Below are 15,111 nucleotides of genomic sequence, written 5' to 3'. Positions count from 1 at the left end.
TAGCCGCCTATAATATCAGCCAATTGGCTTTGTCAAAAGCTTTCGATCGCGGTAACTGTTATTAAGTTGTCCTTAACCGTAAACTTGACGTTTAAATCGAACAAATTTACCGCATATTCTTTGCTGTCTGGCTTGTTTTTCTTGTACGCCGGACGAGGATCCTGCGCTAAGACTTGTTCGATCACTGACAGTACATTATCGCTATTGGATTGCTTTTTCACCATTGCTAACGCTTGTGATGAGAGAGCTTGCGAAGAAAAAGTAACAGGCAATTTTTCTGGTTCTTCTCCCGCATAACCACCTTGCACATCGGGAATTGAATCCGAGTAGGGGATATAGGGCTTAATGTCGATAATCGGTGTGCCATCAACTAAATCGACACTGCCAAGATCCAGGTAGATTTGGTCACCCTGCTTGATCACGCCTTTTACTTCCACGGCTGACATACCGATGCCATTTGGTCGAAAAGTCGATCGAGAAGCAAACACGCCTACTCTTTCGTTGCCGCCTAGACGTGGTGGTCTGACTGTCGGTTTCCAGCCTGCCTCTAAATTTTGATCGAAGAGAAACAGCAACCACACATGAGAAAACTGCTCCAATCCTCTGACCGCTTCTGGGCTATTTGCGTCGCCTAATAGTTTTACTCTTGCTTTTGCGGCGGGAACCAAACGTGGCTGGCGAGGAACCGCGAATTTTTCTTTATATGGAGTTTCAATGATGCCAATTGGCTCAATGGAATACATAGTGGACATCTTTAAGTATCTTCACGCAAAAACTATTAATGCAGAAAGTACCACAAATTTCTCTTGCATTTCTTTATGAGAATAGTTATTAATTAAAATGTTATAACATAACATTAAATCTCAAAAGGAAAACACGATGAAACCAGGTATCCACCCTGAATATCGCCCAGTGGTATTCCACGACACCAGCGTAGATAAATATTTTGTTGTTGGTTCAACCCTTAAAACTGACCGAACCATCGAATGGGAAGACGGTAAAACGTACCCGTACATGACTTTGGATGTGTCGTCAGCATCTCATCCGTATTACACGGGCAAACAGCGTGTGGTTCAGGCTGAAGGACGTATTGCTAACTTCAATCGTCGTTTTGGGCAATTTACTAAAGAATAAGGAGAAAGACATGAAAGTGGTTAAATCATTAAAGAGTGCGAAAAGCCGTCATCCTGACTGCCAGATAGTGAAGCGAAGAGGGCGTCTGTACGTTATTTGCAAAACGAACCCTAGATTCAAGGCCGTACAGAAGTAGCAATATATTATCTCGGTTGATTATGTTTTTTGTTTAATTGATAGTGTTGATTTATCTGTTTTATATGGATGAAATATCTGCATTTTTAATGTTAAGTGGTTAAATGTTTGTCTATTGGTTACACTTTGTAACGTTTTTGACTTTGAATTGACTCTTTACTCAAGTACCCTTCGCTCGCTTTTTGACAACTTTGTCACATTTGCATAGGAATAAAAACAAGGAGGGAACAGATGAGTTCATCTGCTTCAATTAAACAAAACACGCCTAAAAAGCCGCTGTTTACGCGCTTTTTGGATACTGTCGAATATTTGGGGAACCTTTTACCCCACCCGATTACACTATTTGCCATTTTCTGTTTAGCCATTTTGGTGATGTCGGGCATAGCTGGTTACTTCGAAGTTTCAGTTATGGACCCTCGTCCAGAGGGTGCAAGTGGTCGTTCCGCAGACGGTATGATTCACGTTGTCAGCTTACTTAACGCTGATGGTCTACAACTTATCGTTACTAACCTAGTGAAAAACTTTGTTGGTTTCGCACCGTTAGGTACAGTACTTGTAGCAATGCTTGGCGTTGCAATTGCAGAATACTCAGGCCTACTTTCAGCAGCGATGCGTGGTCTTGTAATGGGCGCTTCTCAGCGCATGGTTACAGTAACGGTCGTTTTTGCTGGTATCATTTCTAACACAGCATCAGAGCTTGGCTACGTGGTACTGATTCCACTGGCTGCAATGCTTTTCCACTCATTAGGTCGTCATCCTCTTGCTGGTCTTGCTGCTGCCTTTGCTGGTGTATCTGGTGGTTACTCTGCAAACCTACTTATCGGTACGGTCGATCCACTGCTTTCAGGTATCACTGAAACTGCAGCTCAAATGATCGATCCAAACTACACAGTAGGCCCAGAAGTAAACTGGTACTTCATGTTTGTCTCTACTTTCTTTATTGCAGGCATGGGTGCATTTGTTACTGAGAAAATCGTTGAGCCAAAACTTGGCAAATACAACGAAGAAGAAGCCTCAGAAGATCTGTCTAAAGACAAAATGGGTGGCCTGACAGACCTAGAAAAGAAAGGTCTGAAACTGGCAGGTATTGCAATTTTGGCAGTATCAGCACTATTGGCTTGGACAATCGTTCCAGAAGACGGCGTTCTACGCTCTGACGCAGGTACTATTGCTGGTTCACCATTCCTGAAAAGTATCGTTGCTTTCATCTTTGTATTCTTTGCTATCCCTGGCTTTGTATACGGTAAAGTTGTAGGCACGATGAAAACTGACCGCGATGTTATCGATGCGATGTCTAAATCTATGTCTTCTATGGGCATGTACATCGTACTGGTATTCTTTGCAGCGCAGTTTGTTGCTTTCTTTAAATGGACGAACTTTGGTCAGGTTTTCGCAGTTGCGGGTGCAGACTTCCTGCAAAGCATCGGTCTGACTGGTCCAATGTTGTTCTTCGCATTCATTCTAATGTGTGGCTTCATCAACCTGATGATCGGTTCTGCATCGGCACAGTGGGCTGTAACAGCGCCAATCTTCGTACCAATGCTTATGCTAGTGGGTTACGCACCTGAAACTATTCAGGCTGCTTACCGTATCGGTGACTCGACAACCAACATCATTACGCCAATGATGAGTTACTTTGGCTTGATTCTAGCGGTTGCAACTCGCTACATGAAGAATCTAGGTATCGGTACGTTAATCGCGACCATGCTACCTTACTCAATCTGCTTTATCGTAGGTTGGAGTGTGCTGTTCTACCTATGGGTATTCGTATTTGGTCTACCAGTAGGTCCAGGCGCGGCAACTTACTACACGCCGTAATAAAAAGCACCTCACACAGCTCCAAAAAAAGCCTGCGAACTTCGCAGGCTTTCTTCGTTTTGGACGTTTGGTTAACGCTTGGCGAGAATTCTATCTAAGTGATTGGCAAATTCTCGGCGTTCAGTTTGTGACAGTGAAGCGGGACCACCGGTTTGGATACCACTAGAACGCATGGTGTCCATAAAATCACGAATGTTGAGGCGTGCTTTAATGGTGTCTTTGGTGTAAAGCTCTCCACGAGAACTCAATGCCAGTGCGCCCTTGGTTATCACTTCATCGGCGAGTGGGATATCGGAGGTGATCACCAAATCATTGGCTTCCACTCGTCTCACAATTTCGTTGTCGGCAATATCAAAGCCGGCCGGTACTTGAAGCGAATGAATATTTGCTCTTTTCGGAACCGGAACAATGTGGTTAGCGACAAAAGTGCATTCAACGCCAGTGCGTTCTGCTGCGCGAACAATGGTCTCTCGAATGACCTTTGGGCAAGCATCTGCGTCTACCCAAAGCTTCATGATTTTTTCTCGCCTAGTTTGTTTTCTAGCGCTTCAATACGTGCCGTCAATTGTGCGATTGTATTTTCAAGCGTAGTCAGACGGTCTTCTTCCGATGTTTTTTGTGCGGCGATTTCAATTTTTGGAACACGATTAGCGCTCTTCCAGCTCTTAAGCGCAGTGATGAGTGCAGGCATAGGGACTGGCGTTTTCATTCGTGCTTTAACTAGAGCCACACTCGGTTCTTTGCCCTCTTGTTGGAGCTGTTCCATTACCGTTTCCAGTTCTTTAGTGACGTCTTGGGTTAACATTTTCAATCCTTAACAACGATATTGTTATCATCATACGTCGAGCGGCTACATTTAGCGAATGGCAATTTGGATCGCATCTTGTGAGAGATCTCTTACAAGCGGTGTGAGAGAAAACGATTTCTTTAGCAGATAAACAGAAAGACCTTGTTGTAATGCATTGATATATTTGATTTTAACTTTTATTTAACAATTGGATTCTGAAAAAATGTTAGTGGGCATGATTGTGATTGCAAAAGAAAAGAGTAAATTAAACCTTGTCAGCAGGATGCAGACACGGAACAGGAAAGCACCACGGATTGGTTGTCGTCAGGAAGACGATTTGGTCACTTGGGATGAGTGAACAAGCACGGAGCACTGGACATTGTACGGACACAATCATCAATAGGATGTTGATGACTAAGGATAGACAATGGACCCCTCATAGGATTGAGGTAGGACAGCATCAGGACGATGCAACGGACACCGCTCAAGGAACAAGTGAAGTGCGCTAACGGGGAATGTTGGCTATCAGGATCGATAAGGACACCGCTAGGACGGCGACGAAGGACAGGACTGATGGATTCAGTCACTATTATGGATGATGCATGGAGCATTATTTAGTAGCCGGACTGCTGCGAGTAAGATCATGACCCCGATACTTTTGTGTCGGGGTTTTTCTTATTTAAAGTAAATGCTTTAAATCTGGTCAGTATGACGTCATTGGTGAGAAGAGGCGATTAATTGCGCTCGAATGGCTGATACAACCAAAAATAAGGAAGTCGTTAAGAACTGACAACATTGTCAGACGATTCCTACATGGCATTTAGTGACTTTAATAAAATTATTATCATAAGATAAGAACAATATAATAATAAATTGCAATTCAACATGTTGTTAATTAAGCAATTATCGAATAGTGCCCATTCCAATCAGTTGGTTTACTTTTGGCTTTTCTACAAAGTTTTATGCCCCGCAGGTGATGAATCGTATCTTTAGAATACGCGATATGCGGGTATTTTTGGTTTGTTGTAATCAAGGAAATGATGTGGCCATAGTGACCAGAAGAATGCTTCTTCTACCCTACGATGAGTCGTTACAACTCGAGTTTGTAATGCTTAACTGCTGCGCAAAAAATCGCGCCGAAATGAACGGTCCGCATACTGTAGCGTCTGCTAAACAGCTATTTGAAAAAATACTGGATGATAAAAATATTTATAGTCTGGCTGTACTCGAAAGTTCCAACCGTGATTATATGGGGCATATCTTTATTTCTCAGCTCGACTCTGAGCCAGAGCTAGGATTTATCTTTGATAAAGCTTACTGGGGGAAAGGGTTAGCGACAGAAGCGCTGAAGGCTTTCTTCCCGAAAGCTTGTCGAGAGTTAGGCCTGCACAAAGTTACCGCAAATGTTAATAGTGGCCATCACGCTTCATTGGCTGTTTTGGAAAAACTTGGTTTTGTTGTCACCCGTGAAAGTAAGGACTTATACGGTCCTTACTTTGAAATGACTTTTACAAGCGATGAGGCGGTAGGTGAAAGCTCTGCGGCCTGAAACCAACCATAGTCAATTCCCCTAGGTAGCAGTCATCGCCAAGGGATGAAAACTCAAATTGATATACAGTATGCCAACGCCAGAGTCCATCTGGCGTTTTTAGTTTATGCGCACCAAAAGCGATGCTCACCAATTGGAGATCCAACTGATCACATTTCCTTGTTATTGCTGCTTTTGCCAGTTCAGATTGACGGCGCTGTTGCCAAAATAGAAAACAGAAAAAGCACAGTCCCAATATTGCCAGTAGATCTCCTATCATCCCTAATCCTTTATTAACCCTTTGTCGCTTGCTGTAAATTGACGAGCGCACGCGTCAACTCTTCGGATGGACTGGAATGCAGCAATGGCAGCAATACCATTCTCAGTTCTGGCAGCATAACTAAATCAGCAAAGAGTTGATTAAACAGGGTTTGATTGCCAGTTTGAGCAAGACGTAGTAAGAATTGTTCTGCGATTTCTGCGTCGGCTAGTAGATGCCAAGTACGGCCTGCAATGCCAATCAGTACTTCTTGGTGGCTGAGACGAGGGCTTTGCAGAATCGCTTTTAATACCGGAAGAGCGATGTTTTTAGGCGCTCCTGCTAATGCTCGAATGAGTGCAGACAGCAAGAATAGATCGGGTTCGTTACTCTCTATCTCTTTGTGTGCTTTTTCAGCGATACGCTCTGCAAGACGCTCTTGAAGGTCTACGTGTTCTAGTGCCCCTAACAGTGCATACAAAGGCTCGTTTGGTAGATGGTGAATGGCTTTGCGCTGGGCTACGGCATTTTGTTCTTTGCCTAAGCGAGCTGCCATGTCGGTAATGCCTTGCAAACCGACAGTCTGCCAGTTTTCCCAGCCAAGACCACCAGAGAAATAGTGCTGTGTATGTTCGTAATACTGGCTGGTGGGCAAATCCAAACTAGAGCGAATTAAGCTATGGAATACCGCCATTTTGTCTTCAGAAGGTTTAAAGGTATATGGGTTATTGGACAGCTTTTGTTGCTGCTCTTCAGACATATCGTCACTCAGACGCGTTCCCATGGCTTCAACCACGTATTTTATGAAGTTACCAATATCAGACTGCTTCAATAGGCCGCGTTCATCGAGCTCGAACTTAAGAAACCAAATCCAAGGTTGCTTTTGCTCATTCCAGTAAGCGATGGCCAGATGTGCTTTGCGCTGCATCGGGAAAGGGTACGGGCACTGTCCTTTTTCCACATCGGCAAAGACTTGTGGCTCAATGGCCTTGATGCGACGACCAAGGTCGAAGATTTGATAATCACAGTTGCTGTTGTGCAGCAATTGAGTGAGGGTCTGAATGTTTTCCATTAAATACGACGTCCTAACGTTCTTTTCACAAGAGATGGTATCATTCTCGGCTAATTCAAGGTTCGATATGTAAAAGTTAATGACTACAAGCACAAAATTGGCGGAATTACTTCACCAACTTGAAGGGCAACTGCACAAGCACCAACTTTGGCAACAAACGATGCCATCGCCACAAGCATTACAAAGTGTAGAGCCGTTTGCGATAGATACCCTTCATCCACATGAATGGTTACAGTGGATATTTATTGCCCGAATGCGCGTTTTGGTTGAAAGTAACCAGCCTTTGCCACGTGGTTTTTCAATTGAACCCTATTTTTCAGAGGTGTGGAAACAAGAGCCGCAATACGCTGAGCTATTGGTCACCATCCGAACTATCGACGAACTATGTAAGTAACCTCAATGTCAGAACAAGAAACATCACAAGCCGTTTCTCCAGTGGAATTGGAGATTGTTTATCAAGATGAATACTTTGTAGCGGTGAACAAGCCTGCCGGTATGCTGGTACATCGTAGTTGGTTAGACAAACACGAAACCCAGTTCGTCATGCAAACGTTGCGTGATCAAATTGGTCAGCACGTTTTTCCTCTGCACCGTTTAGATCGACCAACCTCTGGAGTACTAGTGTTCGCACTTTCCAGTGAGGTCGCATCTCAAGTGATGCCGATGTTTGCTGAGCATAAAATGGAAAAAACCTATCATGCCATCGTGCGCGGCTGGATTGAGGAAGAGGGTGTTTTAGATTACGCGCTTAAAGTCGAATTGGATAAAATTGCGGACAAGTTCGCTTCTCAGGAAAAAGAAGCGCAAGAAGCTGTCACGGCTTATAAACCTCTGGCAAAAGTTGAAGTGCCGTACTCTACCGGGAAGTTTCCAACCACGCGCTATTGTCTAGTGGAAATGAAACCCAAAACGGGACGTAAGCACCAGCTTCGTCGTCATATGGCCCACTTACGCCATCCGATAGTGGGTGACACTTCTCATGGTGATGGTAAGCACAACAAACTGTATCGAACTGAATTTGATTCTCACCGTTTGTTATTGCATGCATCAGAGCTTCGTTTTGTTCATCCTTTTACCAATGAAGAGATCGTGATGGAAGCGAATATCGATGAGACATGGCAGCAGCTATTTGCTCGATTTGAATGGGATGAAGGGCTTGTTAGTCCAAAGAGCTAACGGACTCGTTCATTCTTAAAAAACGAAAGAAAAAGGGGTTGGTGAACTTACCAACCCCTTTATTATTTTTATGTATTTAAATCGTTACTTGAGTTTTTCTAGATCCGCTTCGATCTCTGCGATCTTGCTTGATACGACTTTTTCTAAATGGCGAAGATCAGACAAGATTTTCTCTTTGACGTCGACTTCAGCCACTTTGGTTGGCTTAGTGATTTTATTTAGTTCGTCAATAACTAAAGTAAGGTTGCGATTGATTTCGGTGACTTCTTTGTATTGATGACTGCCACTGTCTACAAGTACATTTTTGATTTGGCGTGGGTATTTAAATTTGACACTTTTGGCGAAGAGCTCGCCTTTTTGTTTTTGGAAGTAGATTTTCAGCACATCTTTATGTGCCTCTTGACGAAGGGAATAACGTTCAATCTGTTTTGGGTCTTGAATGCCCAAACCAGTGAGGTGTGGAAACATAGGCTACCTCTATATACGGAAATGATACCAGTTTTACTTTAGCAGCCAATGTACGTGCTAGATAGCTGATAATTAGTTAAATTGCTCAACTTGTGGGCAAGATCGCTATCACTCTTGCCCACGTTATTCGAGTTCCTTTACTTAATCGGTGACCGCCTCAGAAAGTGTCTCAATGAGCTGCTCTCGCAACGCATTTTGTTGCTCTTCACTGAGTCTTCCGCCTGTACCGCTGGTGAGAATGAATAAGTCTTCCGCTCGTTCTCCGATAGTCGTAATTTTTGCGCCGTGAATATTAATATTCAAATCCGCAAAAGTACGCCCGACTTTGGCCAGTAAGCCCGGGGTATCTAACGCAACAAATTCCATTAAGGTGTGTTTCTTACCTCTGGTCGGCAAGAAATCCACTTTGGTTTTGACATTAAAGTGTTGGAGTTTATGCGGGGTGCGACGGGTTTTAATCTTTGTTGGCCTGCCGTCTTCTAACACATGAGTTAAGTGTTTGATCACCGCCGCATGGCGAGACTCATCGATTGCTTCACCGTGTTGGTCAAGAACAATGAAGGTATCGATGACATGACCGTCTTTACTCGTCATGATCTGCGCGTCATGCACGTTGAAGTTGCGTCTGTCCAGCTCTGCTACGACGGTCGCAAATAACGCTGGTTGGTCTTTGCTGTAAACGAAAACTTCAGTACCACCACGAGTGGCTTTTTTACTGATCAGCACCAATGGTTTGGTTAAATCGTCCATACGCAGTAAGTGCGCACAGTGCCACGCAATCTGAGTATGAGTGTGACGCAGGAAGTAATCGGCCTTGAAGCGTTGCCACAACACTTCTATCTCACGCGCTGAGAACCCTTCTTTGCGCAACATCGCTGATGCCATTTGTTGATTGTGACGAATGCGTTCACGCACATCAACCGGGTTTTCCAAGCCTCGACGCAGAGCACGCTGTGTAGAGTAAAATAGCTCCGCAAGTAGGGTACGTTTCCAGGCGTTCCAGAGTTCTGGATTGGTCGCACTGATGTCCGCGACTGTCAAACAAACCAAATATTCCAGTGACTCTTCATCACGAACCTTTTTGGCGAATTCAGTAATCACGTCCGGATCGTAGATGTCGCGTCGTTGAGCGGTAACGGACATCAGCAAGTGGTGTCTTACCAGCCAGCTGACGAGTTTCGCTTCTGGTTTCGATAGCCCATGCTCTATACAGAAATCATACGCTTCTCCCTCACCAATTACCGAGTGATCGCCACCCCGTCCTTTACCAATGTCATGGAAAATTGCTGCAATGATCAGCAGCTCTTTCTTTTGCATGCGAGGGTAGATATCGCAACAAATTGGATGCTTCTCGTGATTCGCTGGGTCGTTAAACGTATGAATGTGCTTCAATAAACGGATGCTGTGCTCGTCAACGGTATAAGCGTGGAAAAGGTCAAACTGCATCTGGCCAACAATTTGGCTCCACTGCGGCAGATAAGCGGCCATGACGCCAAGTCGGTGCATCAAACTAAACGCTTTGTGCAATGCATTTGGGTGGCGGCACAACGCGATGAACTTTTCACGCGCAGCGGGGATGGTATGCAGGAACTTATTCAAGCGGCGGCGAGCGGTTCGCAACTGACGTAAAGTAGGGGGGCTGACCCCTTCAATAGTGGAGTCATTCGCGATGTGCAAGAACATATCGAGTATGGTTTCTGGTCGAGCCTGAAACAAAGCTGGCTTGCGGGCTTCAATCAATGAGCCGCGTCGCTGAAAATCGCCATCTAATATTTCAGCATTTTCAGTGATGCCACCATTGATGATCGCTTGGTCAAACAGCTTGAGCAACATTTTGTTCAGCTCTGCCACGCGACGAAGGGTACGGTAAAACTCCTTCATCATCATTTCGACTCCACGATTGCCCTCGCCAACGTAGCCAAGGCTCTCTGCAACTTGAGCTTGATGAGCGAAAGTCAGACGGTTGTCGTAGCGGCGTAATTCTAAGTGCAAAGCGAAACGAACACGCCACAAGAAATCCTGACACTCGACCAGCTCGCGGTACTCAGCATCGGTTAAAAAGCCGTAACGACTCATCTCGAGCAAAGAGGTAGCACCAAAGTGTCGGCGAGCAACCCAGCTAAGCGTATGAATATCGCGCAGGCCACCAGGTGTTGACTTGATATCAGGCTCTAGGTTGTAAGTGGTGTCGTGATAACGAGCGTGACGCTCTCTCTGTTCTTGTATTTTGGCACGATAAAAGGTTTCACTTGGCCAAAACGAGTCGGATAACACAACTTTTTTTAGCGCCTGGAAGGTGTCTTCGCTGCCGCACAGCAGCCGAGCTTCCTGAAGGTTGGTGGCGACAGTAAGGTCATGGCGACCAATTTCCGCACACTCATTAACAGTTCGAACAGAATGACCAACTTCCAGCTTGAGGTCCCATAAAAGCGTAATGAACTCGCTGATTTTTGCTTCTAGTGAAGTCGGTAGTTTTTTATTCGAAAGAATCAGGATATCAATGTCAGATAATGGATGAAGCTCTCCGCGACCATAACCACCTACGGCAACCAAAGAGATATTGTAAATATCGTTGAAGCCAAAGTGTTGCCACAAACGCTTTAGAAGCAAATCCATGTATTCCGCTCGGGCGAGAACCAAGCTCGTAACAGGATGGTGATTAAGAAATTCTTGTTTTTGTTCTGAGCCAAATCTCTCTAGCTCTTGTTTTAGTTCCCCGATATTGATTTGTTCATCGGTAAACGTAAGAGGGGACTGAAGTGACATATTTGCTATCCGTGCAAGCTAAAACTATTAGCAATCTAACAAATTTGATGCAGATAAAAAATATCCCCGCGAGGGCGGGGATATGATTGAGTGAAATTATTACGCGTTTTTCATCAGGCGAGGAATGGTATCGTCGCTGCGAAGTGTCAGGACTTCACAACCTTCTTTCGTTACCACAATCGTGTGCTCGTATTGCGCTGAGTTTTTGCCATCACCTGTGTATACCGTCCAGTCGTCTTGTGCATCGACACTGCAACCAAACTTACCGGCGTTAATCATCGGCTCGATAGTGAAACACATACCTTCTTTCAGCACACGACGATCTTTGTTCTTGTAGTGAACCACTTGTGGCTCTTCATGGAACTCATCACCAATGCCGTGACCACAGAAATCCTTCACAATAGAGAACTTGTTGCGAGGGTTGTTCTTATTGTTTTCTTTAATGTACTTTTCGATGGCCGTACCGATATCACCAACCGTAGCACCTGGCTTAACCTGACGCATGCCCACGTAAAGCGCTTCTTGCGTTACCATGCACAGACGTTTATTAGCAGGCGATACTTCACCAACCAGGAACATCTTCGACGTGTCACCGTGGTACCCTTGAGGGCGAACGCTCAGGTCTGCGTTTTCATCGTTAGGAACGATAACCGTAATGTCGACGTTAATAATGTCGCCATCTTTTAGTACTGCAGGTTTAAGTTGCCCGTTGCTGCCAACCTCATCTTGCTCGGCTGGAATGCCGTGACAGACGATGTGGTTGATAGACGTACAAATCGATTTAGGGAATCCATGGTAATCAAGTGGTGCCGAGTACGCGCCTTTTTCTAGTGCGTATTCATGACAAATTTTGTTGAGTTCTTCTGTCGTCACGCCGACCTTAATGTGCGGTTCGATCATCTCTAGAACGTCAGCGGCAAGCTTGCCCGCAATGCGCATGCGTTCGATTTCTTCAGCAGTTTTAATCTTGATTGACATTGGCTTTCTCTACTTATTCGTAAGCACGTAAACGTGCGAATGGCCGCATTCTAACAGACATCGGGCGGTGAACCCAAGCCAGTTAAGAATATGAGTCATTCTTACTTGAAGTGTAGTAAGAGAATTAAGGCTGAGTAGGGAGGTATCGTGCCTAAAATGAAAAGTATAAGAAACAATTTTTACTAGCCATCTTGAGCTAAAATATGATATAAAGCGCGCCGGAATAGAGGTCTGTTCTCTTTGCTTAGTCAAAGCTAAAGCAACGAAGCTGGTTTCATCCGACAAACTTTTATCTTTAAATCACACACATTCCGTCACATATTCCGGGGTGCTGAGCAGAAGCTTGGTCGGAGTTATGGGGGATGTGGAGGCCTAACCCCATAGAGGATTTTAAAATGGCAACTGTATCAATGCGCGATATGCTGAAAGCTGGTGTTCACTTCGGTCACCAAACTCGTTACTGGAACCCAAAAATGAAGCCATTCATCTTTGGCGCTCGTAACCGCGTTCACATCATCAACCTAGAAAAAACTGTACCAATGTTCAACGACGCTCTAGCTGAAATCGCTAAAGTTGGCGAGAAAAAAGGTAAAGTTCTTTTCGTAGGTACTAAGCGCGCTGCATCTGAAGCTGTTAAAGAAGCTGCTATCGCAAGCAACCAGTACTACGTGAACAACCGTTGGTTGGGCGGTATGCTAACTAACTACAAAACTGTTCGTCAGTCTATCAAGCGTCTAAAAGACCTAGAGACTCAGTCTCAAGACGGTACTTTCGACAAGCTAACTAAGAAAGAAGCTCTAATGCGCACTCGTGAAATGGAGAAGCTAGAGAAATCTCTTGGTGGTATCAAAGATATGGGCGGCCTACCAGACGCTCTATTCGTAATCGACGCTGATCACGAGCACATTGCAATTAAAGAAGCTAACAACCTAGGTATTCCAGTATACGCTGTGGTAGATACTAACTCTAACCCAGACGGCGTTGACTACGTTATCCCAGGTAACGACGACGCGATCCGCGCAGTACAGCTATACCTAAACGCTGCTGCTTCAGCAGTAACTGAAGGTCGTAACAAAGACGTTGCTGTAGTTGCTGAAAAAGACGGTTTCGTAGAAGCTGAATAATAGCGGCTCTAGTCACACTTGGTCTATGTGAAACCTTTGTGTAGCATAAACTAAGTTATAGTTAGTAATGGGGGCCAACAATGTTAGGCCCCTGTTTTTTACCTTATTTCGAATCAAACGAGGAATACAGAATGGCAACTGTAACTGCTGCTCTAGTTAAAGAACTTCGCGAGCGCACAGGCGCTGGCATGATGGAATGTAAGAAAGCGCTTGTAGAAGCAAACGCAGACATCGAACTAGCAATTGAAAACATGCGTAAATCAGGCGCAGCGAAAGCAGCTAAGAAAGCTGGTAACGTTGCTGCTGAAGGCGCAATCATCATCAAAGAAGAAAACGGCGTTGCTGTTCTTCTTGAAGTTAACTGCCAAACTGACTTCGTTGCTAAAGACGGTAACTTCACTGCATTCGCAGACGAAGTTGCAGCTGCAGCTCTAGCTTCAAAAGCTACAGTTGAAGAACTACAAGCTCAATTCGAAGAAACTCGCGTAGCTCTAGTAGCTAAAATCGGTGAGAACATCAACATCCGTCGCGTACAGTACGTTGAAGGTGCTGCAATCGCTTCTTACCGTCACGGTGAGAAAATCGGTGTTGTTGTTGCTGGTGAAGGCGACGCAGAAACTCTTAAGCACGTTGCAATGCACGTTGCAGCTTCTAAGCCAGAGTACGTTAACCCAGAAGACGTACCAGCTGACGTAGTAGCTAAAGAGAAAGAAGTTCAAGTTGAAATCGCTATGAACGAAGGCAAGCCTGCTGAGATCGCAGAGAAGATGGTTGTTGGCCGCATGAAGAAATTCACTGGCGAAATCTCTCTAACTGGTCAAGCATTCATTATGGAACCTAAGAAAACTGTAGGTGAAATTCTGAAAGAAAAAGGCGCTTCAGTTGCTACATTCGTTCGCCTAGAAGTAGGTGAAGGTATCGAGAAAGCAGCAGAAATGAGCTTTGCTGAAGAAGTTGCTGCGGCTCAAAAAGGTTAATCCTTAGAGACTGCATAAAAATTAGACCGTAGCCTTGGCTGCGGTCTTTTTATGAGCAGTAGACGATTTGCCGTGATGAATAGCTATAAGCAAGCTTGTGGCTATCCATGAATGTTAATCAACAACTCTCTTTGGAAGGTAAACTCCATGACTACGAACCCTAAACCAGCGTATCAACGTATTCTATTAAAACTGAGTGGTGAAGCTCTTCAAGGTGAAGACGGTTTTGGTATTGATCCAGCGATCCTTGATCGTATGGCGCAAGAAGTTAAAGAACTTGTTGAACTAGGTGTTCAGGTTGGTGTAGTTATCGGTGGCGGTAACCTGTTCCGTGGTGCTGGTCTTGCAGAAGCTGGCATGAACCGTGTAGTGGGCGACCACATGGGTATGCTTGCTACAGTAATGAACGGCCTTGCAATGCGTGACGCTCTGCACCGTGCATACGTAAACGCGCGTGTAATGTCTGCAATTCCTCTTAAAGGCGTATGTGACGACTATAATTGGGCTGATGCGATTCGTGAACTTCGTCAAGGCCGTGTTGTTATCTTCTCTGCAGGTACAGGTAACCCATTCTTTACAACGGATTCAGCAGCGTGTTTACGTGGTATCGAAATCGAAGCAGACGTAGTTCTAAAAGCGACAAAAGTTGATGGTGTATTTACTGCTGACCCAGTAGCAAACCCAGACGCAGAGCTGTATGATAAGCTATCTTACGCAGAAGTTCTGGATAAAGAGCTTAAAGTAATGGATTTGGCTGCGTTCACACTTGCTCGTGACCACAAAATGCCTATCCGCGTATTTAACATGAACAAGCCAGGCGCACTACGTCGCGTGGTGATGGGTGAAGAAGAAGGCACGCTGATCAACTCTGACGCATAATTCTAGACGC

17 protein-coding genes are annotated in these 15,111 nt (G+C 44.8%); 9 read left to right on the top strand and 8 right to left on the bottom strand.

Annotated features, from left to right (window positions below):
* Nucleotides 1-32: 32 nt before the first annotated feature.
* Entirely contained in the window at nt 33-743 is a 711-nt protein-coding gene (tsaA, locus tag DBX26_RS10910) for a tRNA (N6-threonylcarbamoyladenosine(37)-N6)-methyltransferase TrmO (protein ID WP_118119121.1), read from the bottom strand.
* A 136-nt stretch (nt 744-879) separates the two neighbouring features.
* Here tsaA and DBX26_RS10905 point away from each other — a divergent pair, with 136 nt between their 5' ends.
* From DBX26_RS10905 to DBX26_RS10895, 3 genes are all read left to right on the top strand, one after another.
* On the top strand, nt 880-1,134 hold the full coding sequence (locus tag DBX26_RS10905; protein WP_020335158.1) for a type B 50S ribosomal protein L31: 255 nt from the start codon (nt 880-882) through the stop codon (nt 1,132-1,134).
* A gap of 10 nt (nt 1,135-1,144) precedes the next feature.
* Nucleotides 1,145-1,270 carry a type B 50S ribosomal protein L36 gene (gene ykgO, locus DBX26_RS10900; RefSeq protein WP_005380299.1) on the top strand — a complete coding sequence of 42 codons (126 nt, stop codon included), beginning with the start codon at nt 1,145-1,147 and terminating at the stop codon, nt 1,268-1,270.
* Between the two features lie 230 nt (nt 1,271-1,500).
* Nucleotides 1,501-3,087 (top strand): AbgT family transporter, encoded by a 1,587-nt coding sequence (locus DBX26_RS10895; RefSeq protein ID WP_014232776.1) that lies wholly within the window; start codon nt 1,501-1,503, stop codon nt 3,085-3,087.
* Between the two features lie 71 nt (nt 3,088-3,158).
* On the opposite strand, the gene DBX26_RS10890 is transcribed toward DBX26_RS10895, so the two are convergent.
* Nucleotides 3,159-3,602, bottom strand: a complete 444-nt coding sequence (locus DBX26_RS10890; protein ID WP_014232775.1) for a YaiI/YqxD family protein — start codon at nt 3,600-3,602, stop codon at nt 3,159-3,161.
* Nucleotides 3,599-3,892, bottom strand: coding sequence for a hypothetical protein (locus DBX26_RS10885; RefSeq protein ID WP_118119119.1), 294 nt, complete (start codon nt 3,890-3,892; stop codon nt 3,599-3,601). Before DBX26_RS10885 ends, DBX26_RS10890 begins: the two co-directional genes overlap by 4 nt.
* 1,045 nt (nt 3,893-4,937) lie before the next feature.
* On the opposite strand from DBX26_RS10885, the gene DBX26_RS10880 reads away from it, so the two are divergent.
* Nucleotides 4,938-5,423, top strand: a complete 486-nt coding sequence (locus tag DBX26_RS10880) for a GNAT family N-acetyltransferase (protein ID WP_162889723.1) — start codon at nt 4,938-4,940, stop codon at nt 5,421-5,423.
* On the opposite strand, the gene DBX26_RS10875 is transcribed toward DBX26_RS10880, so the two are convergent.
* Nucleotides 5,383-5,682, bottom strand: a complete 300-nt coding sequence (locus DBX26_RS10875) for a DUF3301 domain-containing protein (protein ID WP_081281023.1) — start codon at nt 5,680-5,682, stop codon at nt 5,383-5,385. The genes DBX26_RS10880 and DBX26_RS10875 overlap by 41 nt on opposite strands.
* 13 nt (nt 5,683-5,695) lie before the next feature.
* Nucleotides 5,696-6,733, bottom strand: a complete 1,038-nt coding sequence (locus DBX26_RS10870) for a DUF3549 family protein (RefSeq protein WP_118119115.1) — start codon at nt 6,731-6,733, stop codon at nt 5,696-5,698.
* A 79-nt stretch (nt 6,734-6,812) separates the two neighbouring features.
* Between DBX26_RS10870 and DBX26_RS10865 the strand changes: the two genes are divergently transcribed.
* Together DBX26_RS10865 and truC are read left to right on the top strand one after the other, a co-directional pair.
* Nucleotides 6,813-7,127, top strand: coding sequence for a YqcC family protein (locus tag DBX26_RS10865; RefSeq protein ID WP_020335152.1), 315 nt, complete (start codon nt 6,813-6,815; stop codon nt 7,125-7,127).
* A 5-nt stretch (nt 7,128-7,132) separates the two neighbouring features.
* Nucleotides 7,133-7,909 (top strand): tRNA pseudouridine(65) synthase TruC, encoded by a 777-nt coding sequence (gene truC, locus DBX26_RS10860; RefSeq protein WP_118119113.1) that lies wholly within the window; start codon nt 7,133-7,135, stop codon nt 7,907-7,909.
* An 84-nt stretch (nt 7,910-7,993) separates the two neighbouring features.
* Here the strand turns inward: truC and DBX26_RS10855 are convergent, their stop codons facing one another.
* The 3 genes from DBX26_RS10855 to map all read right to left on the bottom strand — a co-directional run bounded on the left by DBX26_RS10855 (nt 7,994) and on the right by map (nt 12,121).
* Nucleotides 7,994-8,377 (bottom strand): DUF3461 family protein, encoded by a 384-nt coding sequence (locus DBX26_RS10855; RefSeq protein ID WP_014232767.1) that lies wholly within the window; start codon nt 8,375-8,377, stop codon nt 7,994-7,996.
* A 141-nt stretch (nt 8,378-8,518) separates the two neighbouring features.
* Nucleotides 8,519-11,143 carry a bifunctional uridylyltransferase/uridylyl-removing protein GlnD gene (gene glnD / locus DBX26_RS10850; protein WP_118119111.1) on the bottom strand — a complete coding sequence of 875 codons (2,625 nt, stop codon included), beginning with the start codon at nt 11,141-11,143 and terminating at the stop codon, nt 8,519-8,521.
* Between the two features lie 99 nt (nt 11,144-11,242).
* Nucleotides 11,243-12,121 carry a type I methionyl aminopeptidase gene (gene map, locus DBX26_RS10845; protein WP_014232765.1) on the bottom strand — a complete coding sequence of 293 codons (879 nt, stop codon included), beginning with the start codon at nt 12,119-12,121 and terminating at the stop codon, nt 11,243-11,245.
* A gap of 395 nt (nt 12,122-12,516) precedes the next feature.
* Here map and rpsB point away from each other — a divergent pair, with 395 nt between their 5' ends.
* The 3 genes from rpsB to pyrH all read left to right on the top strand — a co-directional run bounded on the left by rpsB (nt 12,517) and on the right by pyrH (nt 15,101).
* On the top strand, nt 12,517-13,245 hold the full coding sequence (gene rpsB, locus DBX26_RS10840; protein ID WP_014232764.1) for a 30S ribosomal protein S2: 729 nt from the start codon (nt 12,517-12,519) through the stop codon (nt 13,243-13,245).
* 131 nt (nt 13,246-13,376) lie between these two features.
* Nucleotides 13,377-14,222 carry a translation elongation factor Ts gene (tsf, locus tag DBX26_RS10835; protein ID WP_014232763.1) on the top strand — a complete coding sequence of 282 codons (846 nt, stop codon included), beginning with the start codon at nt 13,377-13,379 and terminating at the stop codon, nt 14,220-14,222.
* A gap of 147 nt (nt 14,223-14,369) precedes the next feature.
* A complete protein-coding gene (pyrH, locus tag DBX26_RS10830) occupies nt 14,370-15,101 on the top strand; it encodes a UMP kinase (RefSeq protein WP_005494271.1) in 732 nt (243 codons plus the stop codon).
* Nucleotides 15,102-15,111: the final 10 nt, after the last annotated feature.

Origin of the sequence: Vibrio sp. dhg, assembly GCF_003443775.1 — a bacterium.
GTDB classification, from domain to species: Bacteria; Pseudomonadota; Gammaproteobacteria; order Enterobacterales; family Vibrionaceae; genus Vibrio; species Vibrio natriegens.
Note: the sequence above shows the minus strand (reverse complement) of the source record. Positions and strands in the feature narration are given on the sequence as shown.